Raw genomic sequence first — 26,703 nt, 5'->3', positions numbered from 1 at the left:
GGTCCTCCTTAGAATAATTCTCTGAAAAGTTCTTTCGCATTGCGGGCAAAGGCTTTAAGGGGCGACTGAGAAGGTCTTCTTGCACCTTTCATTCTCTTAGAAGATTTGCCGGGGGCAATGTTTTTGAAGATCGACATAGGCGCTTCCACGTATACGAAGGGATTCTTTCTCCTTTCCATCAGATACACGATGATCCCCGATACGGCACTGTAGCGGCAGTCATTGCGTCCTCGCTGCATCTCCTCCCGAAGCACGGGCACGCCGACTCGCACGGATGTTCCCAAATAAGAATCAGCAAACGGAACGATACCTTTGGTCATCACGACGCCGCCCGTCAGAATCACATCAGTGGGAAGCCCTGCTTTTTGGATAGCCTTGAGACTGGGAACGACGCTGTCGGCAAAAAGTTCGTCCAGACGGCTCGCAATGATCTCCCCCACTTCCTCCTTGCCGAGTTCACGCTTCCGGCCGCGGTGTTCCACTGTCAGCGATCCGTCTGTTTCCGCCTTCGGATCCACGTCAATATCCTTTTTCAGCTCTTCCGCAATCGCAAAGGGAATTTTCATGACGCAGGAAATGTCGTTGGTAATATGATCGCCGCCAACGGGAATCTCCGCGGCGTGGATCATACGTCCTTCGGAAAAGATCGACACGCTCGTCGTTCCGCCGCCGATCGCCACAAGGGAAGCGCCCATCGACCGCTCGTCGACACTCAGCGTTCCCAAAGCTTCGGCGACAGGTTTCAGAACAAGACCGACTACAGAGACTCCCGCTTTTTCCACACAGTTTACCACATTTTGCGCTACGGTAGTAGGGATTACGAGCGCCGTCAGTTCGACCTCCAGACGGATGCCCGTCATCTCCAAAGGGTTGTCGATCCCGCTGTTCCCGTCGATAGCATATTTGATGGGAATTGAATGAAGACAGCAGCTGCTCGGCGGCAGCTGGAGCTCGCTCAATGCCGTCTCGATGACCCGTTCGATGTCTTCGGCCATGATCTGGCGCGGCGAACGTCCCAGGGAAATCTTTCCCTTCAGTACGTGGCATTTTACGTCGATGCCGCTGAAAGCGACCACAGCACGGCTGATCTTTATACCGCTGAGCATAGATTCGGCATCGGCGATAGCGTCGGAGACCGAACTGACCGCCTGATCGAGATTGACGATCATGCCTTTGCGCAGACCTCGGGAAGGCGCCTGTCCTATGCCTATGATCTGCGCTTTATCGGGATTTTCCGGCGCTCGTTCGGCAACTGCCACGGCTATTTTCTTCGTACCGAGATCAAGTCCCACCAGGATGTCAGAATCTCTGCCCATGAATTCTCTCTCCTTTGCCCTCAAACATCATTCAGGGATGACGCTGTTCTTCTTAATAATTATTTTATCCTCGTACGTCGCGTCGATCGACGTTTTTTGTTCCGGTTTCGCGCCAGTCAATTCTCTCACGACGATGAGACTTTTTTCAAGATGAGACACTTTTCCAATAAAAGACGACTGGCTTTTTGTCCTCATGTTTTCAAAAACACAGGCGATCACATCTTCTCCGCCGCGGCGGAGCAGTTCAATGTCGGAAGCTTTCAGGTCCTTCTGGGAAAGCAGGGTCTGCTGCAGTGAATCAAGCCATTGATACGAAACCGTCAAATGAGTAACTCCGTTGAGTCCCAGATCCTCAAGCAAGGGGAACGAATTCCCCACCCGAAGTTCAGGGAGCTGCGGAATTTCCGCAGTCAGCACCTTCTCCCACAGATCGCGGCGCCATGCCGCGCCGTCCTGCGCGATAAGATACTCGGCATGCTGCCAGACGATTTTCATGGCCGGAACAAAGGGGACCGCGGTCAGCTTCAGAGCGCCGCGAAAGGGGTTCCACTGCGTTTCTATCGTAAAGGGGTACTGTCGCTCATAGCTTTTGAGTTCGCTTTTTGCCAGAAGCCATGCCGGATGAAAATTCAGGAACGACTCGCTCCAATCGCGCAGATTCGTCTCGAACTCGGCCGAAAAATTCTCCACCTGCAACGACTTCAGATGAAAGGGTTGAAAATGATCGTTCAGGCACAGGAAAGATCCCGTTAAAAAAGAGTATAGGCACCACCGCAATCTTTTCCCCATTGCCCGCCCCCATAAAATTTAAGACGTCAAAGAGCCGACGCGAAACCCCTGTTCAACTCCTGAACGACCAGATCTCCAATCACACAGACATCGCCCGCTCCTTCAGTCAGGACCAAGTCGCCGGGACGAACCAACGACAGGACTCTTTCAGCGGCTTCAACTTTATTCTGAGCGAGGACACAGTTTCCGCCGCGTCTGGCCACTGTGGCGCCGATCAGTTCGGACGACACGCCGGGAATCGGTTGCTCGTCCGCCGCATAGATCGGCAGCAGCACGACCTGGGGCACGCTGGCCAGCACTTCTGCGAAACGATCGAAAAGAGCCTGGGTCCGCGTGTAGCGATGAGGCTGAAATATCAACAGGATTCGACGGTCAGGGTACATAAGCCTGACCGCATTCAGCGTTGCCTCAATCTCGCGGGGATGGTGTCCATAGTCGTCGTATACCAGGATATTGCCAGGACACATGGCGCGCAGCTGAAGACGCCGCTTCGCCCCGTGAAACATCCTCATGGCCTTTTGAATGATATCGAAAGAAACTCCCAATTCATGAGCGACGCCGCACGCCGCAAGCGAATCGAGAACGTTATGTTCGCCGGAAATCGCCAGCTCAATGGTTCCCATTTTCCGGCCCTTCGCATGGAAAGTGTAGTTCAAACCGCCGCCGCAATGATACTGGATATCCGCAGCGTAAAAATCGAACGAAGGGTCGCGCCCGAAAAGATACACGCGCTTCTTCAAATCGTCCGGAAGCGCTTCGATCACCCTTTTAACTCCGACATCTTCCCCGCACAGGAAAAGCTTGCCACCTTCCTTGGTGTTGCAGAGGAAACGGCCAAAAGCGTCGATGACGGCCTGAAGATCGGGATACTGATTCACGTGGTCCCAATCGACGTTGGTCACGACGGAGTAAAGAGGATGGAAATACTCAAAAGACTCGTCGCTTTCGTCAAGCTCGGCGACCATATACTCCCCCATGCCGAGCTTGGCGTTGCATCCGATGTCACAAAGTTCACCGCCAACCGCAATGGTAGGCTGCATGTCGGCCTGCTCAAGGATATAGCTGATCAGCGAAGTCGTCGTCGTTTTGCCATGGGTTCCGGCCACGCCGATGCCGCGTTTGGAGTCGAAAAGAAGGCTCAGCAGCTCGGCCCGCTGCAGCACAGGGATCTCTTTCCTGCGCGCCTCGGCCAGCTCGGGATTGGACGCGGGAATAGCGCTGCTGTACGCCAGCAAATCGACTCTGCATTCATCCAAATGGTGCACGTCGTGTCCGTAAAGGATTTTTACGCCGGCTTTCTCCAGCTTTTCGACGTAAGCCGTGCGTCCCATATCGCAACCGCTGACATTGAAGCCCAACTCGTGGAAAAGCAGTGCCAGCCCGCTCATCCCCGCTCCGCCAACACCCATAAGGTGGATGTTCTTGATACTGCCCAGATCTATTTTTTTTCGACTCACGTGGGATTCCCCTTTCAAACTGTGAGGCTGCGCAAGGCTTCATAAAGTTTTACCGCGCCTGCACTCAGATCCTCACAGCTCACGCGCCGCTCTGCGACAGACTGCAAGGCCGCGCGAAACTGCTCCTGTGAAGAGCCTTCCAAAAAGACGGGGGCTCCCGTCAATTTGGAGAAATATTGGGCATTGCTCAACTGGTGCTGTCCAACGGCTTTTAACCACGGCACGACGAGCACCGGAATTCCCAGAGCCCGAAGCTCTGCCAGCGTCGAAGCTCCGGCCCGACAGACGATCATGTCCGCGGCAGAAAACACCGTCGTCATGTCCCAGCAGGCTTCATGAACCAGCGCTTCAGGGAAAGGACGATCTTCGGCTTTGATGCCCATGCACAGGACTTTACAACTCGTTGATTTTATCATATTTTGTGCGTCTTGCAGCACTTTTCTCAGGCCGCCGCTCCCCAGAGAGCCGCCCAAAATAATAATCAATTTCTCGTCATCCCTCAAAAACGTCCCCAGCAGCCGTTTCTGAGCGTCCTTTTTATCGATCAGACGGATCTCGCGCAACGGCATCCCCGTCACAATCTTTTTTGCCGTGTCCAGTCCCTTGCAGTCTTCCCAGGCACAAGCGACAGGAATACCGCATCTGGCCGCAAAACGGGTGACTTTCCCCGCCACAGTGTTCTGTTCATGCATGAGCACGGGAACATGGAGGCAACGCGCCGCCAGCAAGACGGGCATCGAAAGATAACCGCCGAACAGCACACAACGGTCGATCCGTTCTTTCTTTAAAATCGCGCGCGCCTCGAAAAAAGAACTGAAAAGGTGTTTCCAGCGCGTCAGCGAACGCAGGCCGGACACGCCCAAAGGAGAACCTTCCAGCGGCAATCTTTGAGGAACTACGCCATGAGCCTTATAAATTTCATCTTCCAGCGGACGGCTGCCCGAGAGCCAAATGACCGACTCCCCCCGCTTCTGCAGCCACAGGCCGAAAGCAATGGACGGGATGATATGACCGCCGGTCCCCCCGGCCGCCAATAGGATTCTGTACGTCACGTCACCGTCCTCCTCTACGCGTCTTCTATCGGTTCTTTGATCAGTCTGATCAGCAAACCGATCCTTGCCCACATGAATACCAGCGAGGTGCCTCCGTAACTGATAAACGGCAGAGGCATGCCTGTCAGAGGGATCAGTTTCATGACGCCGCCCAGATTGATGAAAAACGGCAACAGTACCGCGACGCAGCATCCCCAAATGAGAATACGCCGTTCCGGCGTCGCTTTTCTGTATGCGGCATAGACGCGCAGCGTCCAAAACACAAACAGAAGAAAAACGCTCATCGTGCCGACAAGCCCCAACTGTTCCCCGAGAGCAGGGAAAATAAAATCGTTATGCACTTCCGGCAAGAACTGCTGGCTCCGCCCAAGCCCGATGCCCCATATTCGCCCGTTGGCAAAAGCGATCAGTCCCTGAATAACCTGATAACCGGAACCCAGCGGATCGGTCCAGGGATCGAGCCATGTTTCGATCCGCTCGGCGCGATATCCATAATTCGCCATGTACCATAGCACCGGAGACGCGGCAATTCCCGTGACCAATGGCAACAGAATGCCGTACCGTTCGATGAAAAGAGCGCCGACGATGCCCACGAGCAGCAGCAGACCGCCAAAGTCAGGTTGTTTCATGATGATCAGGGCAAAGGGAGCAAACAGGATGCCGCTGAGGATCAGCGCTTTCCACATGCCGTCCACCCGCATGTAGACTTTGGCAAGATGGATCATCATCACAAAGCTCACGACTTCCAACGGCTGGAAGTTGACCGGACCGAGGCGGATCCAGCGGGAAGCCCCTTTGACGACGACTTTCAACGGAGAAAAGACCGTCATCGCCAGCAGCCCAAAGGCCACGGCCAGCAAAAAAACGCTGTGTCTCGACCAGAAACTCAGCGGCACCTGCGTCACCACGATAAATCCCGTCAAAGCTACCATGAGCCACAGCGCCTGCTTCAATCCCGGCGAAGAAAGATCCCAGCCCGTCATCGACGAGACTACAACAACGCCTAACGTGGAAAGGATCAAGGGCACAATCCAAAGCCCAAAAACGCTCCCGCCGCCGGCGTCGCGGTTATAAAACCGCGAATCCCTTATCTGGTTAGAACAGTGTTCTGACGAGTTGGGCAAAATGATCTCCCCGTTCTTCATAACTATGATACATGTCCCAGCTTGTGCAGGCGGGAGAAAGAAGGACTTTATCGCCGGGACCGGCAAGTTCCGAGGCTTTCTTCACGGCCTCGCCCATATCCTTCGCCCGCACGGCGTGTCGGTAACCGGCAGACCGCAGCGCCGCAAAAATTTTTTCGGCTTCGGAACCGATCACAATCGCGGCAAACGTCTCTTCGCACACGACGCGGGCAAGTTCATCATAGCGTTCGCCCTTGCCCTGGCCGCCAAGGATGACGAGTTTGCGGCCGCTGATGCTGTGCAAAGCCGCGATCACAGCGGCCACGTTGGTCCCTTTGGAATCGTCGATGTAAAGGACGCCATTGTGTTCGCCCACCGGTTCACAGCGATGATGGAGGACTTCGAAACTGGCAAGTCCCGCGGAGGGATCGACGTCGCGAAACGCAAGCGCTACGGCGGCACAAGACATGGCGGCATTTTCCAAATTATGGGCGCCGAGCAGTTTCAATGAGCTTTTACGGAACAACAGGCGGCGTCTTTCGCGATCGACCAGAAGCACATCGCTGTCGTCCATGTCGATCCTCAAATTGCCGCGTCCCAACGCACAAACGGTGCGTCCCGCCGGGACGCGGAACGCGTCGACGTCATGCGTCACCGCGTAGCACTCCCCCTGACGGGGCAGAAAGATCTTGCACTTGTCGCTTTTGTAGCTCTCGTAACTGCCATGCCAATCAAGATGGTCAGGGGCCAGATTCGTCAGGACGGCAACGTCCGGCCTGAGCTGCGTGTTCCAGTGCAGCTGAAAACTGCTCAGCTCCATCACGATTGCATCATAGCTTCTGTCCGCATGAGCCGCCAGGGGATCGCCGATGTTCCCCACGGAGACGGCATTCAGACCGCAACTTTGCAACAGGTGGGCGATCAGCGCCGTGCAGGTCGTTTTGCCGTTTGTCCCCGTCACGGCGATGATCTTTCCTTTCAGGAACGGGGCGAGAAGGTCGAGCTCTCCCTGCACAGGCACGTTTTTTGCGCGGGCCATCGACACCGCATCCGATTTTTCCGAGACGCCCGAGCTCACGACCATCAGGTCGCACTCGCAGCATCTGGGCGTATGGCCGCCGGTTTCCCATTGGATCCGCGTCTTGCTGAAAAGCTCCTGCGTCTCGCGGGGGATCTCCGCCCGATGATCGGTCACGAAAACACCGGCGCCGCGGCTGGCCGCCCAGAGCGCCAGAGCCCTTCCGCTCACGCCGGCGCCGACGACGGTGATCTTATGAACCATCTAAACTCCTCCTTCCGCCGCGCCCGAAAAGACCAAACGCACGGTAGCGACGTCGCGCTCAACGAAAATCGATCACGGCATAAAAAAGAACGCCACGGACTGCGCCGCCGCGGCGCACAGCAGCGAACAAAGCGTATGGACCAGCAAAAAACGGACGACGATGCGGTCTTCGGGCCAGCCCAACAGTTGAAAATGATGGTGAAGGGGACTCATTCTAAAAACGCGCCGGCCCCAACCATGAATGGCGATCAGCTGGATCACGACCGACAGCATCTCAATGCCGAATCCCGTTCCCGCGGGGATCAGGACCAACACGCCGCCAGCGCCCATAAAAGCGCAGGAAGCCATCAGCCCGGCCAAAAAATGTGCTCCCGCGTCGCCCATGAAGACCTGAGCGGGATGACAGTTATGCCATAGGAATCCCAAAGCGACGGCCAATCCCGTCAGAGATCCCAGGTAAGGTTCCGGCGAGAGCGACGCCAAAACGACGAAAGTCACGACGCTTGCCCCCGCCGCCAGACCGTCCAGACCGTCGGTCACGTTCACCGAATTCTGAATGCCCACGGCGAAAAACAGCGCCAGAGGCCAGATCCAGCCGCCGATCGAAAAGCCCCAGAACAGAGCGGGAACTTTGCCGTCCAATGCCAGAAGGATGAACCACAGCCCCGTCGTCGTCGCCTGCAGAGCGAACTTTTGCAGGCTGCGCAGCCCCTCGCTGGAACTGTTTTTGAACTTCAACATGTCGTCGCATAAGCCGACCATAGCGGAAAGGATCGGATACGACCAGAAGATCACGCCGGCGCGATCGCCCCGAATCATGTGAGTCAGCAAAAGCCCTGAACCGATCAGCAAAAATACCACGCCGCCCGCCGCAGGAACTTTCGCCTTGATCTTCTCGTCGATATGCGTTCCATAAGCCTTCTGCACCTGAGACACGTGACGGCGCCGCATCCAGTCGATCCACGAATGCTGCGCGGCGACCTCACAGAAGAAAATCACGAAAAGAAGGATCAGCGAATGAGGAGCCAGAAGAGTCATCATAGTTCGAGCGCCCTCACCACGCGCTCAAGATGATTGCCGCGCGATCCCTTGACGAGAATCACGTCGCCTTCGCCGGGGCGCGTTCCATCCACCGCCTCGATCAGCGCATCGATGGAGTCGTAGTAATAATCCGCCGTCCCATCGACGTTCTTCCATTCCTCGCCGAAGAGATACAGCAGGTCGCTGACGTGAAGCGCCCGCTCAAAGATCCTGCCATGTTCCGAAACCGACGCCGTTCCCAGCTCCAACATTTCGCCGAGGATCAAAAAGCGGCGCCCGGGGATGTCGGCCGAGTCCATGGCAGCCAGAGACGCTTTCACGGCCGCCGGGCTGGCATTGTAACACTCGTCGAGAATCGCCGCGCCGCTTTCGGACAGGCGGATCTCTCCGCGCCCGGCGCTGTTGCGGCACTTGGGCAAAGACGCCGCGATCTCGCGGCTGGAAAGCCCCGCACGCCCCGCGATGGCGATGGCGCAGCAGAGCGGATAGAGCTGATGTACGCCGGCCAACGGCAGAGAAAGGTTGAATGACAAACCGTCCAGCCCCGTCAGGATCGCGCGCACCGTAAAATGATCTTTTTCCCAGCTCAATCGCTCGCGGGCAAAGAGCACTTCGCCGCGGCGTCCGAAACGGATCACTTCCGGCAGTCTCAGTTCTTCGGCGCGTCTGCAAAGCATTCCGTTGTCGCCGTTGATCACGGCGCAGCGCAGATTTTTCGACGCCAAGATCTCCGATTTGGCCTGAAGCACGCCTTCAAGGGAAGCGAAACTTTCCAGATGCGCCGGAGCCACCTCGGTGATCGCGGCGATCGTGGGCGGCAGATAATTCACCATCGCGGCGATTTCCCCGTGGTGATTGGCGCCCATTTCCAGCAGCATGATTTCCGTGTCTGCCGGCGCGGCCAGCACCGTCACGGCGCAGCCGATGAGCGTATTATAGTTGCCTCCGGCGGCGTGAAGTTTGAAATAATCTTCCAAAAGAGCTTTCGTATCGTTCTTCGCCGAAGTTTTGCCGACGCTGCCCGTGATCGCGATCGTTTCGCGCAGATGCTCCAGCGACCTCAGATAGGCCGAAGCCAAAGAGGCAAGGCCGTATTCGCAGCGTTCCGGCGTCAGAACAAAAGCGCACTGGGGATACAGCGAACTCCATTCATCCCGATAGGAGCCAGCCTCGCAGACGATCAGCGAAGCTCCTTTGGCGAGCACGTCGGGAATGAAGCGGTGCCCGTCGACCTTGGCGCCGTGAAGCGCCACAAATCCTTCGCCTTTTTGCGTTTCGCGGCTGTCTACCCGAATGATCAGAGGCAGCTCGGGGTCGGCGCCTTTCACCGTCACGCCGGCCTGCGACGCTAATCGACTCAATCTCACCGGATCTTCACGCCCCTCTCGACAGCCCAGCCCTCGACGACCGACTGGTCGCTGTAAGGATATTTGACGCCGTTGATTTCCAGATACGGCTCCGGCCCCTTGCCGGAGAGCACTAACAGATCGCCGCGGCGGCACCAGTCCAGGGCCTTGCGGATCGCCGCGTCGCGAGGCAGCTCGACGGACCAGCAATCGTCGGCGCGGACTTCCTTGATGCCCGCCACGATCTGCTCGGCGATCTTGACGGGATCTTCCGTGCGCGGGTTGTCCATGGTGACGAAGATCCGGTCGGCTTTCTGCGCCGCCGCCCGTCCCAGCAGCGGACGATGCCCGGCGAAACGATCGCCGCCGTGCCCGAAGAGGCTGACGAGCCGGCCTTCGGTCAACGGGCGCAGCGTCTCCAGCAACGCTTTCAGCGAATCGGCCGTGTGCGCGTAATCGACGATGACGCGCACGCCGTTGTCGAGATTCAGGCGTTCCATGCGTCCGGGCACCTGAGGCATGAGAGCCAGGCCTTCGGCGACCTTTCTTTCGTCGCAGCCCTCGGCTAAACAGACGGCCGCCGCGCCAAGCGCGTTTTCCACGTTGTATCGTCCCGAAAGCGGGATACGGACGCGGCCCATCTTGCGCCCGTCGAGGAGCAGATCGAACTCGCTCCCGTCGATGTCGAGTTTTACGTTCGTCCCTTGGAGGCGGGCCGGAGATTCGAGCGCCCAGGTCATGGCCTTCGGAAATTCGGCCACAAGACGGCGGCCGTATTCGCTGGCGACGTTCGGCGCCACGGCCGCGCCCGGCTTGAGGTATTTGCGGAACAGCGCCGCTTTGGCTTCGTAGTAGTTCTCCATCGTCCCGTGAAAGTCGAGATGTTCGGGCGTCAGATTGGTGAACACGGCGCCGTCGTAGACGCACCCGCTCAGACGTCCCTGCACGATGCCGTGCGAAGAGCACTCCATGGAACAGGCCTGGCAGCCGTTGTCGATCATTCTCTTCAAAAACTGCTGGATCTCGCTGCCTTCGGGCGTAGTTCGATCGGCCAGCTCTACCGTAGCGCCGTCGTCGTAAACGATCGTTCCCAGCAGGCCGCATTTGACGCCGCAGTTTTGCAGAATGCTGCGCATCATATAGCTGGTGGTGCTTTTGCCCTGAGTGCCCGTGACGGCGAACATTTTCATCTTTTCAGACGGCTCTTCGTTCAAAGCCGCGGCGAGATACCCCATCGCCGACCGGACGTCGGTTACCTGGATCCAGGGGATCGGCAGCCCCGGCTCGGGACGCTGGATCAAAAGATACGACACGCCGGCTTTCAGCGCCTGCTCGATAAAACGATGTCCGTCGGCATGAAGCCCTACGACGCAGGCAAAAATATCTCCCGGGCCGACGGTCCGGGAGTCGCTTTTCAGGGTACAGTCCGCCGGTATTTTGTTCCAGTCACCGCCGATATCTGTCAGAAGCCCAGCATTTTTCAGATCTTCAAGTCCTCTTTTCAATCGCCGATCCATGGTCACGCACTCCTCTTACTTGACGCCGACGCCCTTCAGACGTTCCACTTCGTCGACAATTTTTTTGAAAACCGAACCGGCAACGGGACCGCCGTAGTACAGGCTGCCCGTCACGTCGCCGAAAACGATCAGCATGGTATACTGGGGATCGTTCGCGGGCCAGAAGCCGATCATGGACGAATTGTAAAGCCCTTTGACATACTTCCCGTTCCGGGCGACCTGAGCGGTGCCGGTTTTTCCGGCCACGTGGACCAGTTCGCTGTCGGCCGGTTTACCTGTGCCGCTGACCACGACCTGGCGCAGGACGCCGCGAAGCCATTTGGAATTTCGCGGCGAAACGACGCGGTTCACCTCCATCGGCTCGGAGTGATACACCTGATGCCCCTCGCCGTCGACGGCCGACCGCACCAAGTAGGGGCGAACGAGGATACCGTCGTTGACGATGGCGTTAAAAGCCGTGACGAGCTGAAGCGGCGTCACCGCGAATCCCTGCCCGATGGCGACGTTTGCGGGAGTGATCCCGTACCATTTATCGGCCGTCGGCAGCAGCCCCATTTCCTCACCGTTCAGTTTGATGCCCGTGCGGGAACCGATCCCCCAAGAGCGCATCTCTTCATAGGTGCTGAAGGGGGGCATTTTCATACCGATCTGGGCCATGCCCACGTTCGACGATTTCTCGATGATCTGCGCTACCTTCATGACGCCGTTGTCCCTTGGATGGGAATCGCTGATATAACCGTCGGCCACCTTCAGATGCGCGGGACAACGGAACGAGTCGCTCTGTTTCACCCGTCCCTGTTCGAGCGCCATGGCGACCATGATGGGCTTGAAGGTCGAACCCGGTTCGTACACCCGGTTTACGGCATTGTTGCTCAAAGCCTTCAGATTCTTAAAGGTAGAACGATTGTTTGAATCGAAAACGGGATAGCTGGCCATGGCCTTGACGGCGCCGGTCCTCGTTTCCAGACAAATTCCCGCCGCCCAGGGAGCCTTGATCTCGGCGGCCTGAGCGCCAAGAAAGCGTTCTACCGCGTACTGAATTTCAGAGTCGATGGTCAAATACAGCCCCTGGGTGTCGTTGCGGTTTCTCGATTCCCGTTTCATGCCCGCAGCGACCGAGGCGCCGCGGTACCCCGTGTGCATTTTTTCTGGCACCACCAGCGTGCCGTTCCACATCAGCTCGATGCCGGCAAGCCCCCAGCCGTCCTGATCGCAAAATCCCAGCAGGTGGGAAAGCATATTCCCTTTCGGGTAGATCCGTTTGCGTTCCTCTCTGATGTAAAATCCCTTGCCGCAGTTCTTTACGATCTCTTCCGCTTCGCTGCGCTCGAGATAACGTTTGATCCAATAAAAACGGCGGTCCAATTTCTCCCCCAGAGCCTGAACTTTCTCCTTACCGATATAAGGCGTCAGATTACTGAGGCTTCCGGGCTCAAAGCCTTCCACTCCCGGATCGAGGAACACGCTGTACATCGTAATGGAGAGAGCCAGCGGCTCGCCGCGGCCGTCGTAAATGCTGCCCCGGTCCATCGCCTTGCGCTCGCTCTGCTGATACTGCTTGGCGAGCTGCTCGACCGCCCGCCGGTCCGGGTAAATATGGACCCTCACCAGCGCGCCCAGATACCAGGCCATCACGAGAAAGACGAGACACCATTGAATTTTTCTGCGTCTGGGCTCTTTCTCCGTTTCATTCGTTCCCCATTCCGGCATTTTTCCGCATCACCCGTTTTTTGTCACAAACGATCCATCATCAATTGGGCAATCTTATTCCCGAATTGGTCAAAGAAGCAGACATCGTGCCGCCAGAACGTCCCACACCATCCAGACGGACAGCCCCCGCCAGATGGACCTGGGTCATCCCGAGCTGACGGGCCGCATAGGTATGAATCGCACGGGGCGACATCATGGCCGCCGCTTCGCGCTCCAGATCGCGGCATTCTTTTTCGCACGTTTCCAGCTGTCCCTGAACTACAGAGATGGCGTCGTCCATCCGCTGAGAATCGTTCCTCAGCATCGACAGAAGCCCCAGACACATGATCGAAGTGATGAAGAACGTCACCAACGCCTGTCCAAACTTTCCGGAATTCCTTCTCGAATATCTCACACCTTGCGCCATGGTCCGATCCGCCCTTCCGCCTTATTCGGCATATCTTTCTTGAAAAAACCGCGAAGCCGTGCGCTGCGCGACTTCGGATTGCGTTCTATCTCCTCGTCGTCCGGAACCTGTCCCTTTCGCGGCTCCGGAACGCCTTTTCCCTCTTCGCTCCATTCTTTGAACCGCCGCTTGACGATGCGATCCTCCAGCGAGTGATACGTCACGACGAGCAGACGTCCTCCCTGAGCCAAGAGCGAAAACGCCTCGTTCAATCCCTGTTCCAGCGCGCCCAGTTCGTCGTTCACCGCGATCCTCAGGGCCTGGAACACCTTCCGCGCCGGATGCCCGTTCATTTTCCGCATTACCGGAGCGGGGATCCCCCGGCGGATCACTTCCACCAGTCCCGCCGTGGTCGTTATCGGCCTTTTCAGCCGTTCCTTGACGATCTCGCCGGCAATGCTCCAGGCAAAACGTTCTTCGCCGTATTTCCTGAAAATCTCCGCCAGAGCTTCCCGTGAAATACCGTTCACCAATTCCGCCGCCGAGAGAGTTCCCGCAGCGGGATCCATCCTCATATCCAGCGGCCCGTCCTCGCGGAACGAAAAACCGCGCCGGCCGTCGGCCAGCTGCATATTCGACACGCCCAGATCGAGCACCACACAGTCAACCGCACAGATCCCGGCGGATACGCACAGTTCCTTCATATTTCGAAAGTCTCCGTCGAGAGCCAGAAAACGCTCCCCAAAAGGAGCCAGCCGCCGGCAGGCAATGTCTCGCGCCTGTTCGTCGCGATCGATGCCGACGACCCGCCACCGGGAGGAGCGCTTTAAAAACGCCTCCGAATAACCGCCCAGTCCCAACGTGCCGTCAACGATCAACGCGTCGGCTTTGAGGTCCATGCACTCGACGACTTTCGTCAGGAGCACGGGGACATGTTCAAACTCCAAGGTCCGCCACCCCTTCGGCCAGGGAGGTGAAATTCTCCAGCATCTCGTCATTGCTGGCGGACCATTTCTCGCTGTTCCAGATTTCCAAATGATCATTGACGCCATTGACGACGACCGCGTCGCTTAACTGCGCGTATTTGCGCAGCTTGACGGAAAGAAGGATGCGTCCCTGTCCGTCCACGGGGAGTTCCTCCGCCGCGCCGAGAAGCGTGCGCATAAACTGACGGGCCTGCCCCTTGGTGAACGGCAGAGACTGAAGCTTTTGCAGATATACGCTCCATGCGTCCATGGGGTAGACGGCAAGACAGTTGTCGAGGCCCACCGTGCAGACCACGGTGTCCCCGATCTGGGAACGAAACTTCGCCGGCATGACGAGTCGCCCCTTGTTGTCTATGCGATGGTCATAGCTTCCCATGAACATGTCCATTTTTCCCCACTTTCTACCACTTTATTCCACCACGGCCAGAATATCGTTTTTTTGGAAGAGGGTCAATAAGCTGAAAGATCCTATCAATCGTAGCAAAATGAACCTTTGGTACAATTGTTTACGATTTAAACATCCAACAAAAAAAAGGATGACACGCCGAAAGCAAAAAAATTGGATCTTCCCCCATCCAGGGAAGATCCACAATGAATTGTCTAAATTGTAGAATTACTAATTACAAAAATAATACAGATAATTCAAAATATTATCCGCCCGACGCAGAACTTCTCAGACGGGTCATGCTTTGAGGAAATGACGGAGTGGCCCGTAAGCCGGGTTCTGTCTGGGATAGTCATTTATCTAGAACATGCATTGCTGCATGTCTCGAGCGATCTGTACCCGGAGGTCAGCGGGCAGCCTCGGCCCTCCCTATTCGATCTTGCTCCAGACGGGGTTTGCCAGGCACGACAGTCGCCTGTCGTCCGGTGGGCTCTTACCCCACCCTTTCACCTTGACCCGGTGCGGAAACCGGGCGGTCTGCTCTCTGTTGCACTTTCCTGTGGCTCGCGCCAACTGGACGTTATCCAGCGTCTTGCCCTGTGGAGCCCGGACTTTCCTCTCCCGTTTGCACGGCAGCGACTATCAGGACCACTCCGGTTCTGAAGTATATCATCGTTTCGTGCCCGCGTCACGCTGCAGTTTTCCGCCAGCGACTTCCCGCGGCGCTCTTGCCGCGGGAAGTCCGACGACGGAAACCATTTCGCTGAAGCCCCGGTTCTCATAACACAGGCGGCACTTGACTTGATACAGATCTTTGATTCATACTATGTCTCAGTTGGAAGATCGAACCTCGCGGCGCTTCGTATGTGAATGCGTTTTATCAAGAAACAGTGTCGGGTTTTTGATTGAAAATCAGCATCAGTCCACGTTCTCGCTGGCACGCATCGCCTCTATCGTTTTGCCGATCAGTTCGTCGAGTTCCCAACCCAGCATTTCGGCTCCCTGACGGATCACGTCACGTGAACAGCCAGCGGCGAAGCTTTTGTCCTTGAATTTTTTCTTCACGGACTTCACTTCAAGATCGCCGACGCTCTTGGAGGGACGCATGACCGCCACAGCGCCGATCAGACCGGTCAGTTCGTCGGCAGCGAAGAGAATTTTTTCCATCTGGTGCTCCGGTTGGACCGCAATCCCCGTCAGACCGAAACCATGGCTGGTCGTCGCATGGATTACGCGTTCGTCGACGCCGCGCTCGCGCATGATCTCTTCTTCTTTGACACAGTGCTGCTCCGGATATTTTTCGAAGTCAAGATCATGAAGAATCCCCACCGTCTGCCAAAAGTCGGCCTCATCGCCGAACCCCTGATCGACGGCGAACCAGCGCATCACGTCGCCGACGATGCGGCCATGTTTGAGATGAAACTCCCCGTTGTTGTACTCTTTCAACAGTTCATAGGCTTCCTGCGGTGTCGGTGTCATCGCCTCACAACCTCCCCTGAAAATTTTCGGATAAAAGAGCCGCCCCGCGGTGGCATGTTTTTTATTGTACTCTTTTGCACGGTGCGAATCAAACCGGCGCGTTCCATTTTAATCCGACGAGAGACCGCCCCTCCAATGAAGGTCATACGTCGTTGCGCAGGAGGAAAATCACATGCTCATCGTTCATCCTCTGGAACCTGTTTTCGACGCCTCATCCCGCGTTTTGCTCCTCGGCACCATGCCCTCGCCGAAATCGCGGGAGGCCGGGTTCTATTACGCCCATCCGCAGAACCGTTTCTGGAAGGTTCTGGCGGCGCTTTTCAAGAGCGAGGTCCCTTTCGGCCGGGAGGCTCGGCGAGAGTTCGTCCTGCGCCGTCGTATCGCGCTGTGGGACGTGCTGCGCTCGTGCAAGATCGAAGGCGCCAGCGACGCCTCGATCAAGCGCCCGGTGCCCAACGATCTATCGGTCGTTCTCGATCGCGCCCCGATTCAGGCCATTTTCTGCACTGGCACAAAATCAGCCGCTTTCTACCGCAAATTGATCGAACCGGTTACGGGGCATCCGGCAACAACGTTGCCCTCCACCAGCCCCGCCAACTGCGCCGTATCCTTCGAACGGCTTTGCGCCGCCTACGGCGCCATCCTTCCCTGGCTGTAGGCGCGCGCTCGCACAAGAGAAAAGCGGACGGAAGGCCCCAGTGCCTTCCGTCCGCTTTTATGCCGTCGTCTTACGAAGCTGCGCTTTTCTTCGCCTCAAGCGCAGCCAGCAGGGGCAGGAGCTTTTCCAGCTCCCCCATGCCTTCGATGTCGCCGTCGAGCATCGGCAGCTGCACGACGCCATACTTTCCGAACTCCTTTTGGATCTGTTCGAGATATTGAGCCTGCTGAGCTCTTCTTTTCTCGAAAAAACTCCCCGCTTCCGGCGGCATGACGCGGTTGACGATCAGCGGCCCCACGGCGATTTCGAATTCGTTCATCAGGGCCACGGCCCGCTCCGTCTCGAGGACTGCCAATTTCTCGGCGTTGAGTACAAAGTGGAAGGTCGTCAGTTCGTGATCGGTCAACAAATCGCGGGCACGCTGAAAACGGTCGCGGCGGCGAGTCAGCAGATCGAAGACGGGATCTTCTTTCAGTTTCTCGAGCAGGTCGCGTTCGTAATGGGAGGCCAAGCGCATCATGTCCATAGCCTTGCGGCGTTTTTCCAGCAGATGTTCCATCCACATGCCAAGCACCTCGGGCAGCGTCAACAGGCGCAGCGTATGCCCGGTGGGGGCCGTATCGAAAACGATCGCGTCGTATTTCTCCCCCGCGCGCTCCATCAGATCGACAAAACAATCAAAGATCGCAGATTCCTCCGAACCGGGAGACACATAAGCGATGCGCAGCTGTTTGTCGATCTCCTCCACAATTGCGGGACTGACGATCTGACGCATCTGTTCGCGAATGCCTTCCATGTATTTCTTCGCTTCGAGCGCAGCGTCGATCTCCAGTCCCCAGAGATTTTCCTCGAGCTTGACCACAGAGCTGCCGATTCCGGTGCCAAACGCATCGGCCAGGGAATGAGCCGGATCGGTGGACACCGCCAGCGTACGCACGCCTTGGCGAGCCAGATGAAGCGCATAAGCCGACGAACACGTCGTCTTGCCGGTACCGCCCTTGCCGCCGAAGAATGTGAACCGTTTATAAGTCATGATTTTCTCCTTAGCCGTCAAATCCGTACTGTCCCGCTTTTTCCGCGATGAGCATCTGCCGGTTCATCATGCGGCGCTCCCAGCCGGGAATATCCTTCGCAATGTAAGGCAGCAGCTCCATCATATAGTAAGAGACCGGATTGGGGATGCCCAGATAATCGCCGAAAAGCAGCAGCATCAACTCGTCGTTGACGTCGTAAGCTTCCTTGCGAACGACGCCCATGCGCTTGTCAAACGAAGCGCCCCAGAAAAAGAGACGGATCCACTCCCACGCGGCGGCCATTTTTTCTTTAAAAGTTCTGTCCACTCTGCTCCACCTCTATGCATGATCGTCATATAATCCAGCACAGCTCACCGTTTCGTTTATTATACACCACTCCGGCGTATCGGCGACGCCGAAGAGAACCGAACGTCGTTCCGATTTTGTCGCGGGCTCCATTTCATCCGCTGAAACCGATCCCCGCCGCGCGGATGACGGAACGTCTTGCATGACGAATCACGAGAAACGCTCGCGATGCCCTCTTGCCGGAGTTCCTTCAAGATATTACAATGAAAATTACAGGATCAAAAATTCCACGGACATTTACCGGGACGTTGCTGAAATGGGGTTGATGATCATCGACGCGATAAAAAGCAAAGAGCCGCTTCCACAAAAGCGAAACGGCAAAGGACGATCTCGTTGGTTTCTTGTCCCCAAGATATTGCTGGCGCTGATTGCGCTCATGGTCGGGCTGACCGCTTTCGCGATCTGGGGAGGGCCGCTGGCCACCGACACGATCGCGTTCGGCGCGGGGAAATATCTGTCGAGAATGCAGTACCTCAGCGCCGCGTTCGAAAAGTTCGACGGCAATCCGTTCGACGGTTACGAACTGCGCGGGCTGACCGTCGGCGATAAAAAAGATCCCGCCATCGTCGCCGTGCGAAGGATCTTCGTCGCCGTCGACCCCGAAGAAAGCTGGCGGCAGCGCAAAGTGATCCTGCGCGGCGAGCTGGAGGGGCTGCGCGTCACGGAGGACCGGCTGGCGCGGCTGGCCGCCGCGGCGCAAAAAGAGTTTTTTCCCTCGCGGAAAGCCTCCCGCCCGGACGAAGAAGGCCTGCCCATCCTCTCGATCGTAACGCCGCGGAGCTTCACCGCCAGCGATCTGTCCGGCTCCCGGGGCTGGAAAGTCGAACGCCTGAACGTCGAACAGCCGGAACCGGACAAACTGGCTTACACTCTGGAACTCGACGCCGATTATTTAAAGGAGCGGATCCGCCTCGACGGCACGTTCGCCGTCGCGGAAACGGGCCGGCCGGAACGGCTCGACCTGCGCCTCCGCGCGCTGCAAAGCGACGTGCAGATGCAGGCGTCGCTGAAAGACGGACAGATCGCGCTGAAAAAACTCGAAGGTACGCTGCTGGGCGCCTCCGTTACGGGCAGCGCTTCCATCGACGCGGCGCCGGCAGATCCGCGCATCGCCGCCGACCTGACGCTGCAAAAAGTCGACTTCAAGCCTTTGCGCAAGTGGATCCCCGGACTGGGGGCAAGCACGTTGGAAAGCCTTCAGGCCCATATCGCGGGAACGCTTGCCCGGCCGACCGGTAAAATCGCCCTGAAAAACGGCGACATCGCTTACCAAAAGTATCGGGCCGACAACGTAGAAGGCGTCGTCGAACTGAACGGCGCCAACGTTCAGGCGGCTCTCTCCGCCAATCTTCTGGGCTCGTCGCTCTCAGTCGTTGGTTCGCTGGGACTGACGCCGGACGCGGCGCTGAACATGAAAGCCACAATTCCCTCGCTGGCGCTGAAGCACCTCGCCTCATGGTTCCCCGAGACGGCCGGCGCCGGACTTGACGGCACGCTCCACGCCGAGCTCGGCATCACGGGCACGTTGGCGCAGCCCCGCGTCCGAATGCTCGCGCACCTGCCGCGCCTGACGGTCCAAAAACAATACGTCGTCTCCGACATTGCCGCCAAAGTGTTTGTCAGCCCCACAGAGCTGACGATAGAGAACGTATCCGCCAACGTCTTCAAAGGACGCGTCCAGCTTCAGGGGACCGTCGGCCTGACCGGCAAAACGCCGGCGCTCGATCTGAACGGTATGGCCGAACGCCTCGACCTCGGCTCGGCCGTTCCCGGCGGAACCGTCGCCGGCACTTTTCACGGCAAATTCCATTTGAAAGGCACGGCGGCCAGGCCCGAACTCGCGCTCGATTCCCGCATCGACAGGCTGGACGCGGGTCAGTTCGGCGTCAAAGAAGTCGCCCTGAACGTCAGCGGCGGCCGCGAAAAGATGAACGTGGAGATGAAAGGGCGCACCAAACGGGACGCGCCCTTCGGCGGCGGCGGGACCGTCGTCCTGCCGCTCGACAGACGTCGTTCATCGCTCGACCTGCGGCTCGACGTGGAGAAAATGGATCTGACGGAAATCCTTCCCCACACGATGAAATTTGCCGGCAGCGTGACGGCCTCTCTTCTCGTCAAGGGATCTCTGGAAAAACCGCACGTCAGCGCCGAACTGGAAAGCGAAGAGATCCAGCTCAGCGGATTCAAGATCGTCAATCCCAAAGGCGCAGCCGAGCTGAAAGAGAACCGCGTCGAAATAAAGGCTTCGATCGCCGTGGGCGACCGCCGCCCCGAGATCGCCGGCACGGTGGATTTCAAAAAGGGACTGAAAGGCGCGTTCGACGTCACGGCCCCCACGGTCCGCCTCGACGCGCTCGATCCCTCTCTGGCCGGCGTCGCGAACGGCCGCGTTTCGCTCACCGTCCACAGCGAGATCGACGGCAGCGATATCAGCGTGACAGGACAGGCCGCTTCGCCGCTTATCACCGCCGCACAGGTGCCGGTGAGCAACGTGCTGATCCCTTTCGCTTTCAGGCAGAACAAAGTGGATATCCCCGACGGACAGTTCGAACTCGGCGGCGGCGCGTTCCATGTGAAAGCGGACGGCGACGTGGCCAAGGGGACTTATTCGGTGCAGCTGAACGGCAAGGACATCGACCTGAACCGTCTCGCGGCTCCGTTCGCGCCTCCGGCACAGATCGCCGGAAAAAGCGAAGTCAGCTTCAGGGGCACCGTCCGTTCCGGACTGACCACGCTGGTACAGGGCGACGGCAGGATCCGCGTCCGGGACGTTGTCGTCGACAAATATCCGGGACAGCTCGCCGTCACCGGCAAAGCCCCGTTCAGAATCCAGCACGGCAACGTTTTCTTCAACGTCAACGACGGCGAAGTTTTCGTCCTGCCCGGCAGCGCCATCACGGCATGGCCCGACGACACGTTCTTCCACTTCGTTTCCTTCACCGGCACGGCATGGAAGCGGGCGCGCACGCTCCCCAAACTGGATCCCGCCATGATCCCCAAGGATCTGCTGCAACGCGGCGACACCGTCTATCACATGTTCGTCAGCGGCAGCGTCAACATGCGCGTTCTCAACGGTCTGCTGGGCGGCCTTGGCGCCGTCATGCAGGCCGGAGTGTCGGGCAACGTTTCCGCCGAGAGCCTCGCCTCCAACTTTCTGCAAAAATTCATCGGCGGCAGCCTCGCCGCGCAGTTCCGCGACTTCGATCTGGAAGTTTCCGGCAAAAATTACGGAGAATTCAACATCGGCCTGATGAAATTCGGCGGCGAAGGCAGCTATGCCGACGTGGCGACCACCGACTGGACCGAAGACGCCGGGCAGAAAAAAACGTATCAGCGCTACTCTCTCAGTTATCCTCTTCCCGTCGGCCCCGATCCCGCCAAGCTCAAAGCGAAAAACAGGAACGGCAGGAAGAAATAAGCGTTTCGCCCCCTGTACGACGACACAAGACTCCGCAGCCGGAATACCTGCGGAGTCTTGTGTCGTCGTGCCGCCGCCGTGTTATAATTTTTTGTAAAGTCTCGCGCTGTCATTGAATTCCAACGGCGCAGAAGGAGTGACCTGACCATGACGGGAAATTGGAAATCCAGCGCCGACGCGCCGGAGATGGAGGGGCGGCAGTACCACATCCAGTGCGCGCCCGGCGACGTGGCGCCTTATGTGCTTCTGCCCGGCGATCCCGGCCGCGCCGACGTGATCGCCGCAACATGGGACGAGCGGCGCTTCGTCGCCGGCAATCGCGAGCACCGCACGTTTACGGGAACGACCGGCGGCGCGCCCGTTTCCGTCACTTCCACGGGCATGGGCGGCCCCTCGACTGCCATCGCCGTGGAAGAATTGCTCCGCGTCGGCGCCGACACGTTCATCCGCCTCGGCACCTGCGGCGTCATCCAAGAAGACATCGCCTGCGGCGATCTGATCGTCAACACGGCGGCGGTGCGTCACGACGGGGCCAGCAACCTGTACGTGGAAGACTGTTACCCGGCCGCCGCCGATCACGAGGTGACGCTGGCGCTGATCGAGGCCTGCGAGGAACTCGACCTGACGTATCACGTGGGGCTCACCTGCTCCACCGGCTCGTTCCACTGCGGGCAGGGGCGCCCCGGTTACCGCGGCTACCGGCAGTCGTTTTTCGAAAACGTCGTCGAGGATCTACGCCGCGCCCGCGTGCTCAATTTCGAGATGGAGGCGGCCACGCTTTTCACGATGGGCAATCTGTACGGCTTCCGCAGCGGCTGCCTCTGCGTGGCCGTGGCCAACCGCGTCACCGACGAGATGGTCTCGGCTCCGCTCGAACCGGCCATGGCCGCCTGCAATCGGGCGGTCCAGATCCTCTGCGTCCGCGACGCGAAAAAACGCGCCGCCGGCAAAAAATACTGGACGCCGCGGCTCGGGTAAAAGGCGCGGCGCGAGCGCCGCCCGTCGAATTTTTTCCGCGCGCCGCCGGCAAAAGCAATCAAAAAGGGATCTGAACTCATGCCGAGCTCAGATCCCTGTTTTTATTTTTGCGACAGGAACTCTTCCGCCGCGCGCACGGTATCCATGGCGTCGCGGGCGTAACGGTCGGCGCCGACGTGACGGGCCAGATCGGGCGTGAGCACCGCGCCGCCGACGATGACGCGCACTTCCGGACACTCGCGCCGCAGCGCGGCGATCGCTTCTTTCATGCTGGCAACCGTGGTGGTCATCAGCGCGCTGAGGCCGACCACCGCAGCCCCCGTCTCCTTGACGGCGGCCACGATGGCATCCGCGGACACGTCCTTGCCAAGATCGATCACGTCGAAATTGTAATTTTCCATGATCACCTTGACGATGTTCTTGCCGATGTCGTGCACGTCGCCGTAGACCGTCGCGACGATGACTTTGGGACCGCTGCGGGGGACGCCGCTCTGACCGCCGGCCAGCACGGCCTTCACCACTTCGAGGGCCGCCTTCGCGGCGTCGGCCGATTTTATCAGCTGCGGCAGATAGATTCTCTGCGCCTCGTAATCGCGTCCCACGGCGTCGAGCGCGGGGATCAGCGTTTTCTCGATGATCTCGAGCGGCGGCCGTTCTTTGACGAGCTCGGCCGCGCAGGCGCGGGCTTCGTCTTTCAGACCGCGGGCGACCGCTTCGCCGAGGCCGCCGGAAAACTTTCCCCGATCCGAAACGGCGGCGGCACGCGGAGCGGACGCCGTCTCTTCGGGATTGGCGGCGCAGTAATCGATATATTCTTTGGCGTCGCGGTCCTGAGCGCTGAGCACCCGCCAGGCGGCCAGCGTCTCCTGCACGTTCCTCTCGCCGGGATTGACGATGGCGGCGCTGAGTCCGTTCGCCAGCGCCGCGGCCAGCATCGTCCGGTTGATCAGCGGGCGGCGCGGCAGGCCGAAGGAAACGTTGCTCACGCCCAGCGTCGTTTTGACGGCAAGGCGCTCGCCGACCAGGCGCACGGCCTTGATCGTTTCCAGCGCCAGATCCTGCTGCGCGGAGGCGGTCAGCGTCAGACAGTCGATAAAAACGTCGTCTTTGGGGATGCCCAGCGCCGCGGCGCGGCCGACGATTTTCCGCGCCACGGCGAGCCGCGCTTCGGCGGTCGGGGGGATGCCGCCGTCGTCAAGGCAGAGGCCAAGCACGCAGGCGCCGTATTTTTTCGCCACGGGCAGCACGGCGGCGAGGCTGGACTCTTTGCCGCTGACGGAATTCAGCAGCGGCTTTCCCGCGTAACGCCGGGCGGCTGCTTCCAGCGCCGCGGCGTTGGCCGAGTCGAGCTGCAGCGGCAGATCGACGGCGCCCTGAAGCTCCGTGACGACTTCCCGGAGCATGGCCGGCTCGTCGACGTCGGGCAGTCCCACGTTGACGTCGAGCACCCCGGCGCCTTGTTCTTTTTGCTTCTGCGCCTCGAGCACGACGTAGTCGAGATCGTGCTCGTACAGCGCCAGTTTGAGTCGCTTCTTGCCCGTGGGATTGAGGCGCTCGCCGATGACCACGCTGCGGTCGAACGGTTCGACGCGCGTGGCGCTGCATACGCCGCGCAGAGGCGCGACCTTGCGCGGACGCAGGCGGCGGTTTCCGATCGCGTCATTGGCGGCGGACAAAAATTCGGGCGTGGTGCCGCAGCAGCCGCCGACAAAAGCCGCTCCCCAACCGACGAACTGCCCGAGCCAGTCCGCGAACTCGGCGGGGCTCACGTCCCATCCGGAAACGCCGTCGCGCACGACCGGCAGGCCGGCGTTGGGCTGGACGATGACCGGCACTCGCGAACGAGCGGTCAGTTTTTTCACGATCGGCGCCAGCTGGGCCGGCCCCAGCGAACAGTTCACGCCCAGTCCCGACAGGCCCAGCCCCTCGAAAGTCATGATCATGGCTTCCACGGGCGTGCCGAAAAACGTGCGTCCGTCCTCCTGAAAGCTCATGGTCAAAAACACCGGCTTGTCGCTGTTCTCCAGCGCCGCCAGCGCGGAAGCCTTCGCCTCCAGCAGATCGGTGAAGGTCTCGAGCAGGATGCCGTCGCACAGTTCCGCGCCGGCGCGCACCTGACGGGCCACCGATCCGTAGATCTCGTCGAAATCGGCGTCGCCGACGGGAGCCATGGCGCGCCCCGAAGGGCCGATGTCGAGCAGGATCCCTTTGCCGGAAAAAGCGTCCGCGGCACGGCGCGCGATCTTCGCGGCCGCCTCGATGACCTGTTCCGTTCCATACCCCGTTCCCTCGAGCTTGTACGGATTGGCGCCGAACGTGTTGGTCTGCACAAAATCGCTGCCGGCCGCGAAGTATTCGCGATGGATCGACTCGATCAGTTCCGGCCGGCTCACGTTCAGGCTTTCGGGAATCTCGCGGAGCTTCAGGCCTTTTTTCTGAAGCATCGTGCCCATGGCGCCGTCGAACATGACGACATGATCAAATTCTTTCATCATGGCAGAAACCGCCCTCTCTTCTGTATTGGCAGGCCGCAAAGGAGCAGTCGTCGCAGCCGCGCCGCCGCCGTTCCGGTACGCTGGAAATCCCGATCAGCGCCGTCACCGACTTGATGGGGATCATCATGCCCTGCCGCGTCATCGTCAGGCCGATGCGGCGTTCCGCATCGACAAGCCGGAGCAGGTCGCCGGAAAATTGCATGGGAACGTCGCCGTAACCGGGGCTGAAGCGCCGCGTCAGGTACTCGCCTTCGCGCAGCGTTTCCCCGACTTCGTCTTCGATCTCGTCGCAAAGCGAATCGGCCCGCACGGACGCGCAGGCGTCAAGGCACAGCGCCCGGCTCATGCTGCCGCGGCCGAGAAGCTGCGTGCGGCGATCGACTTCCGGTCCCAGCGTCACCGCCATGACGACGCAGGAACGGCAGTTTTTGAACAGCCGGGACAGATCGCGCGAGACGCACTCCACCGAACCGTCCCCCAGCGCAATGCCGCGCTCCCCGACCGTCAGCGGGAAACGTTTCCAGACTTTGCGCGGATGCGCGCAGCCGCCCAGCTCCGCGAAACCGGCGCGCGCCATCTCCAACACTTCCTCGCGCCCCCGATCAGGCACGCGGAGATAGCGCAATGCTTCTTCCAGATGTCTGCGCGTCGGCTCCATCAGGATCTCTTCACCCGCAGCGAATAAAGGATGCCGTGGATATTCTGGGCGATCTGGCGGGTGACGCCGGCCTTGTTCATGCTGTAAATGTGAATGCCCTCCACGCCCGACGCGAGCAGATCGACGATCTGCGACGCCGCGTAAGCGATCCCCGCTTCCCGGACGGCTTCGGCGTTATGGCCGTAGGCGTCTACAAAGCGCCGCACTGCCGGCGGGATCGAAGCGCCGCACAGGGAGACCACTTTGTCCAGCATGCTGGCCTGGGTGATCGGCATGATGCCGGCGATGATCGGGACGTTGACGCCGGCTTTCTGCGCCAGATCACGAAAACGATAAAAATCGTCGTTGTTCAGAAAGAGCTGAGTGATCAGCGCGTCCACGCCGGCGTCGACCTTCTCCTTCAGATGGGCGATATCGGCTTCCAGCGAAGGCGCTTCGGGATGTTTCTCCGGATAACAGGCCCCCAGCACGCGAAAATCGTAATTTTTCTTGATGTGAGCCACAAGTTCCGCCGCGTGCTTGAAGTAACCGTCCCCGAAATCCGCGTCGGCACGGCGGTCGCCGCGCAGCGCCAGGATCGTGCGCACGCCTTTTTCCTTCAGCTCCGCCAGCAGCGCGTCGGTCTGTTCCAGCGAACTGCCCACGCAGGTCAGATGAGCCACGGCGGGCAGCATGTAACGGTTCTGGATCGTGGAGGCAATTTCGATCGTGTTGTCGCGGTTCGAACCGCCCGCGCCGTACGTGACGCTGATCAGGTCGGGACGCAGGCTGGCCAGCGCGTCTACCGTGTCGTAAATCGACTCCAGACTGCCGGTCCTCTTCGGGGGAAAAATTTCAAAGGAGAAATTGGGAAGCATCTCTTCAAAAGCGTTGTTCATTCGGACACGACTCCTTTTACCTCAAATTTCCATAAAAAAAACAGCCGCCCTGTTCACGACAAGACGGCTGCAAAATTTTCTCGCCCCAGCGGCTTATCGCTGTCAGCAGGACCACCACGTCCGCACGACGCGGACAGGTTGGCGCAGGATCGTTGAGCTGACTCTCTCCCCTGACTCTGGATAAAGGAAAACCGATTATTCGGATTTTTGGATAGTATCACAGAATACCGATGGGCGCAAGAGCCTGTTTGCTCGACAACAGGTTAAAATGATGGAGACGAATGATGTTCTAAATCAGCGGCCGATACTTTTTTTGTACGGGAAATATAGGGTATTCGCCAGAGAACTCGGCTAAAATATGTGTCGTAGG

22 protein-coding genes and 1 other RNA gene are annotated in these 26,703 nt (G+C 58.8%); 3 read left to right on the top strand and 20 right to left on the bottom strand.

The window, feature by feature from the left end:
* Positions 1-8: 8 nt before the first annotated feature.
* The 15 genes from ftsA to D7D26_RS01810 all read right to left on the bottom strand — a co-directional run bounded on the left by ftsA (position 9) and on the right by D7D26_RS01810 (position 15,869).
* Complete coding sequence (gene ftsA, locus D7D26_RS01880; protein ID WP_233543429.1) at positions 9-1,292, bottom strand: cell division protein FtsA; 1,284 nt, start codon at positions 1,290-1,292, stop codon at positions 9-11.
* Positions 1,293-1,343: 51 nt separating this feature from the next.
* The gene (locus D7D26_RS01875) at positions 1,344-2,105 is read right to left on the bottom strand and encodes a hypothetical protein (RefSeq protein WP_147413027.1); all 762 of its coding nucleotides are present in this window, start codon (positions 2,103-2,105) and stop codon (positions 1,344-1,346) included.
* 26 nt (positions 2,106-2,131) lie between these two features.
* Positions 2,132-3,562, bottom strand: a complete 1,431-nt coding sequence (murC, locus tag D7D26_RS01870; protein WP_120371797.1) for a UDP-N-acetylmuramate--L-alanine ligase — start codon at positions 3,560-3,562, stop codon at positions 2,132-2,134.
* Positions 3,563-3,576: 14 nt separating this feature from the next.
* Complete coding sequence (locus D7D26_RS01865) at positions 3,577-4,686, bottom strand: UDP-N-acetylglucosamine--N-acetylmuramyl-(pentapeptide) pyrophosphoryl-undecaprenol N-acetylglucosamine transferase (protein ID WP_158606231.1); 1,110 nt, start codon at positions 4,684-4,686, stop codon at positions 3,577-3,579.
* On the bottom strand, positions 4,629-5,642 hold the full coding sequence (locus D7D26_RS01860; protein WP_233543428.1) for an FtsW/RodA/SpoVE family cell cycle protein: 1,014 nt from the start codon (positions 5,640-5,642) through the stop codon (positions 4,629-4,631). The genes D7D26_RS01865 and D7D26_RS01860 overlap by 58 nt, the downstream gene beginning before the upstream one ends.
* 67 nt (positions 5,643-5,709) lie before the next feature.
* Positions 5,710-7,020 carry a UDP-N-acetylmuramoyl-L-alanine--D-glutamate ligase gene (gene murD / locus D7D26_RS01855; RefSeq protein ID WP_120371794.1) on the bottom strand — a complete coding sequence of 437 codons (1,311 nt, stop codon included), beginning with the start codon at positions 7,018-7,020 and terminating at the stop codon, positions 5,710-5,712.
* 72 nt (positions 7,021-7,092) lie between these two features.
* Positions 7,093-8,061 carry a phospho-N-acetylmuramoyl-pentapeptide-transferase gene (locus D7D26_RS01850; protein WP_078015368.1) on the bottom strand — a complete coding sequence of 323 codons (969 nt, stop codon included), beginning with the start codon at positions 8,059-8,061 and terminating at the stop codon, positions 7,093-7,095.
* Complete coding sequence (locus tag D7D26_RS01845) at positions 8,058-9,428, bottom strand: UDP-N-acetylmuramoyl-tripeptide--D-alanyl-D-alanine ligase (protein ID WP_158606230.1); 1,371 nt, start codon at positions 9,426-9,428, stop codon at positions 8,058-8,060. The genes D7D26_RS01850 and D7D26_RS01845 overlap by 4 nt, the downstream gene beginning before the upstream one ends.
* On the bottom strand, positions 9,425-10,924 hold the full coding sequence (locus D7D26_RS01840; RefSeq protein WP_120371792.1) for a UDP-N-acetylmuramoyl-L-alanyl-D-glutamate--2,6-diaminopimelate ligase: 1,500 nt from the start codon (positions 10,922-10,924) through the stop codon (positions 9,425-9,427). The genes D7D26_RS01845 and D7D26_RS01840 overlap by 4 nt, the downstream gene beginning before the upstream one ends.
* A gap of 15 nt (positions 10,925-10,939) precedes the next feature.
* Positions 10,940-12,556, bottom strand: coding sequence for a peptidoglycan D,D-transpeptidase FtsI family protein (locus D7D26_RS01835; RefSeq protein WP_233543427.1), 1,617 nt, complete (start codon positions 12,554-12,556; stop codon positions 10,940-10,942).
* Between the two features lie 118 nt (positions 12,557-12,674).
* Entirely contained in the window at positions 12,675-12,983 is a 309-nt protein-coding gene (locus tag D7D26_RS01830) for a hypothetical protein (RefSeq protein ID WP_147413025.1), read from the bottom strand.
* A gap of 41 nt (positions 12,984-13,024) precedes the next feature.
* Positions 13,025-13,966, bottom strand: coding sequence for a 16S rRNA (cytosine(1402)-N(4))-methyltransferase RsmH (gene rsmH, locus D7D26_RS01825; protein ID WP_120371789.1), 942 nt, complete (start codon positions 13,964-13,966; stop codon positions 13,025-13,027).
* Positions 13,956-14,393: a division/cell wall cluster transcriptional repressor MraZ gene (gene mraZ / locus D7D26_RS01820; protein ID WP_199674648.1), complete on the bottom strand. Its 438-nt coding sequence runs from the start codon at positions 14,391-14,393 to the stop codon at positions 13,956-13,958. Before mraZ ends, rsmH begins: the two co-directional genes overlap by 11 nt.
* Before the next feature lie 309 nt (positions 14,394-14,702).
* An RNA gene (gene rnpB / locus D7D26_RS01815) (RNase P RNA component class A) lies at positions 14,703-15,046 on the bottom strand.
* Between the two features lie 262 nt (positions 15,047-15,308).
* Positions 15,309-15,869, bottom strand: coding sequence for a hydrolase (locus tag D7D26_RS01810; protein WP_120371788.1), 561 nt, complete (start codon positions 15,867-15,869; stop codon positions 15,309-15,311).
* Between the two features lie 172 nt (positions 15,870-16,041).
* On the opposite strand from D7D26_RS01810, the gene D7D26_RS01805 reads away from it, so the two are divergent.
* Positions 16,042-16,527 carry a DNA-deoxyinosine glycosylase gene (locus D7D26_RS01805; protein WP_120371787.1) on the top strand — a complete coding sequence of 162 codons (486 nt, stop codon included), beginning with the start codon at positions 16,042-16,044 and terminating at the stop codon, positions 16,525-16,527.
* Between the two features lie 70 nt (positions 16,528-16,597).
* Here D7D26_RS01805 and D7D26_RS01800 read toward each other — a convergent pair whose 3' ends face one another.
* Both D7D26_RS01800 and D7D26_RS01795 read right to left on the bottom strand, forming a co-directional pair.
* Positions 16,598-17,560, bottom strand: coding sequence for an ArsA family ATPase (locus D7D26_RS01800; RefSeq protein WP_078015376.1), 963 nt, complete (start codon positions 17,558-17,560; stop codon positions 16,598-16,600).
* 10 nt (positions 17,561-17,570) lie between these two features.
* Positions 17,571-17,867: a hypothetical protein gene (locus D7D26_RS01795; RefSeq protein ID WP_120371786.1), complete on the bottom strand. Its 297-nt coding sequence runs from the start codon at positions 17,865-17,867 to the stop codon at positions 17,571-17,573.
* A gap of 394 nt (positions 17,868-18,261) precedes the next feature.
* On the opposite strand from D7D26_RS01795, the gene D7D26_RS01790 reads away from it, so the two are divergent.
* Positions 18,262-21,324, top strand: coding sequence for a hypothetical protein (locus tag D7D26_RS01790; protein ID WP_147413024.1), 3,063 nt, complete (start codon positions 18,262-18,264; stop codon positions 21,322-21,324).
* Positions 21,325-21,471: 147 nt separating this feature from the next.
* On the top strand, positions 21,472-22,302 hold the full coding sequence (locus tag D7D26_RS01785; RefSeq protein ID WP_120371784.1) for a nucleoside phosphorylase: 831 nt from the start codon (positions 21,472-21,474) through the stop codon (positions 22,300-22,302).
* 101 nt (positions 22,303-22,403) lie between these two features.
* Here D7D26_RS01785 and D7D26_RS01780 read toward each other — a convergent pair whose 3' ends face one another.
* Genes D7D26_RS01780 through metF form a run of 3 tightly spaced genes read right to left on the bottom strand, consistent with a single transcriptional unit; the run spans position 22,404 to position 26,333 of the window.
* Positions 22,404-24,797, bottom strand: a complete 2,394-nt coding sequence (locus D7D26_RS01780) for a homocysteine S-methyltransferase family protein (protein WP_120371783.1) — start codon at positions 24,795-24,797, stop codon at positions 22,404-22,406.
* Positions 24,781-25,407 (bottom strand): vitamin B12 dependent-methionine synthase activation domain-containing protein, encoded by a 627-nt coding sequence (locus D7D26_RS01775; RefSeq protein WP_158606229.1) that lies wholly within the window; start codon positions 25,405-25,407, stop codon positions 24,781-24,783. The genes D7D26_RS01780 and D7D26_RS01775 overlap by 17 nt, the downstream gene beginning before the upstream one ends.
* 47 nt (positions 25,408-25,454) lie before the next feature.
* The gene (metF, locus tag D7D26_RS01770) at positions 25,455-26,333 is read right to left on the bottom strand and encodes a methylenetetrahydrofolate reductase [NAD(P)H] (protein ID WP_078015429.1); all 879 of its coding nucleotides are present in this window, start codon (positions 26,331-26,333) and stop codon (positions 25,455-25,457) included.
* Between the last annotated feature and the right edge of the window lie 370 nt (positions 26,334-26,703).

The organism is Pyramidobacter sp. CG50-2, from assembly GCF_003612005.1.
Lineage (GTDB): Bacteria > Synergistota > Synergistia > Synergistales > Dethiosulfovibrionaceae > Pyramidobacter.
This window is presented reverse-complemented; position numbering and strand designations above follow the sequence as displayed.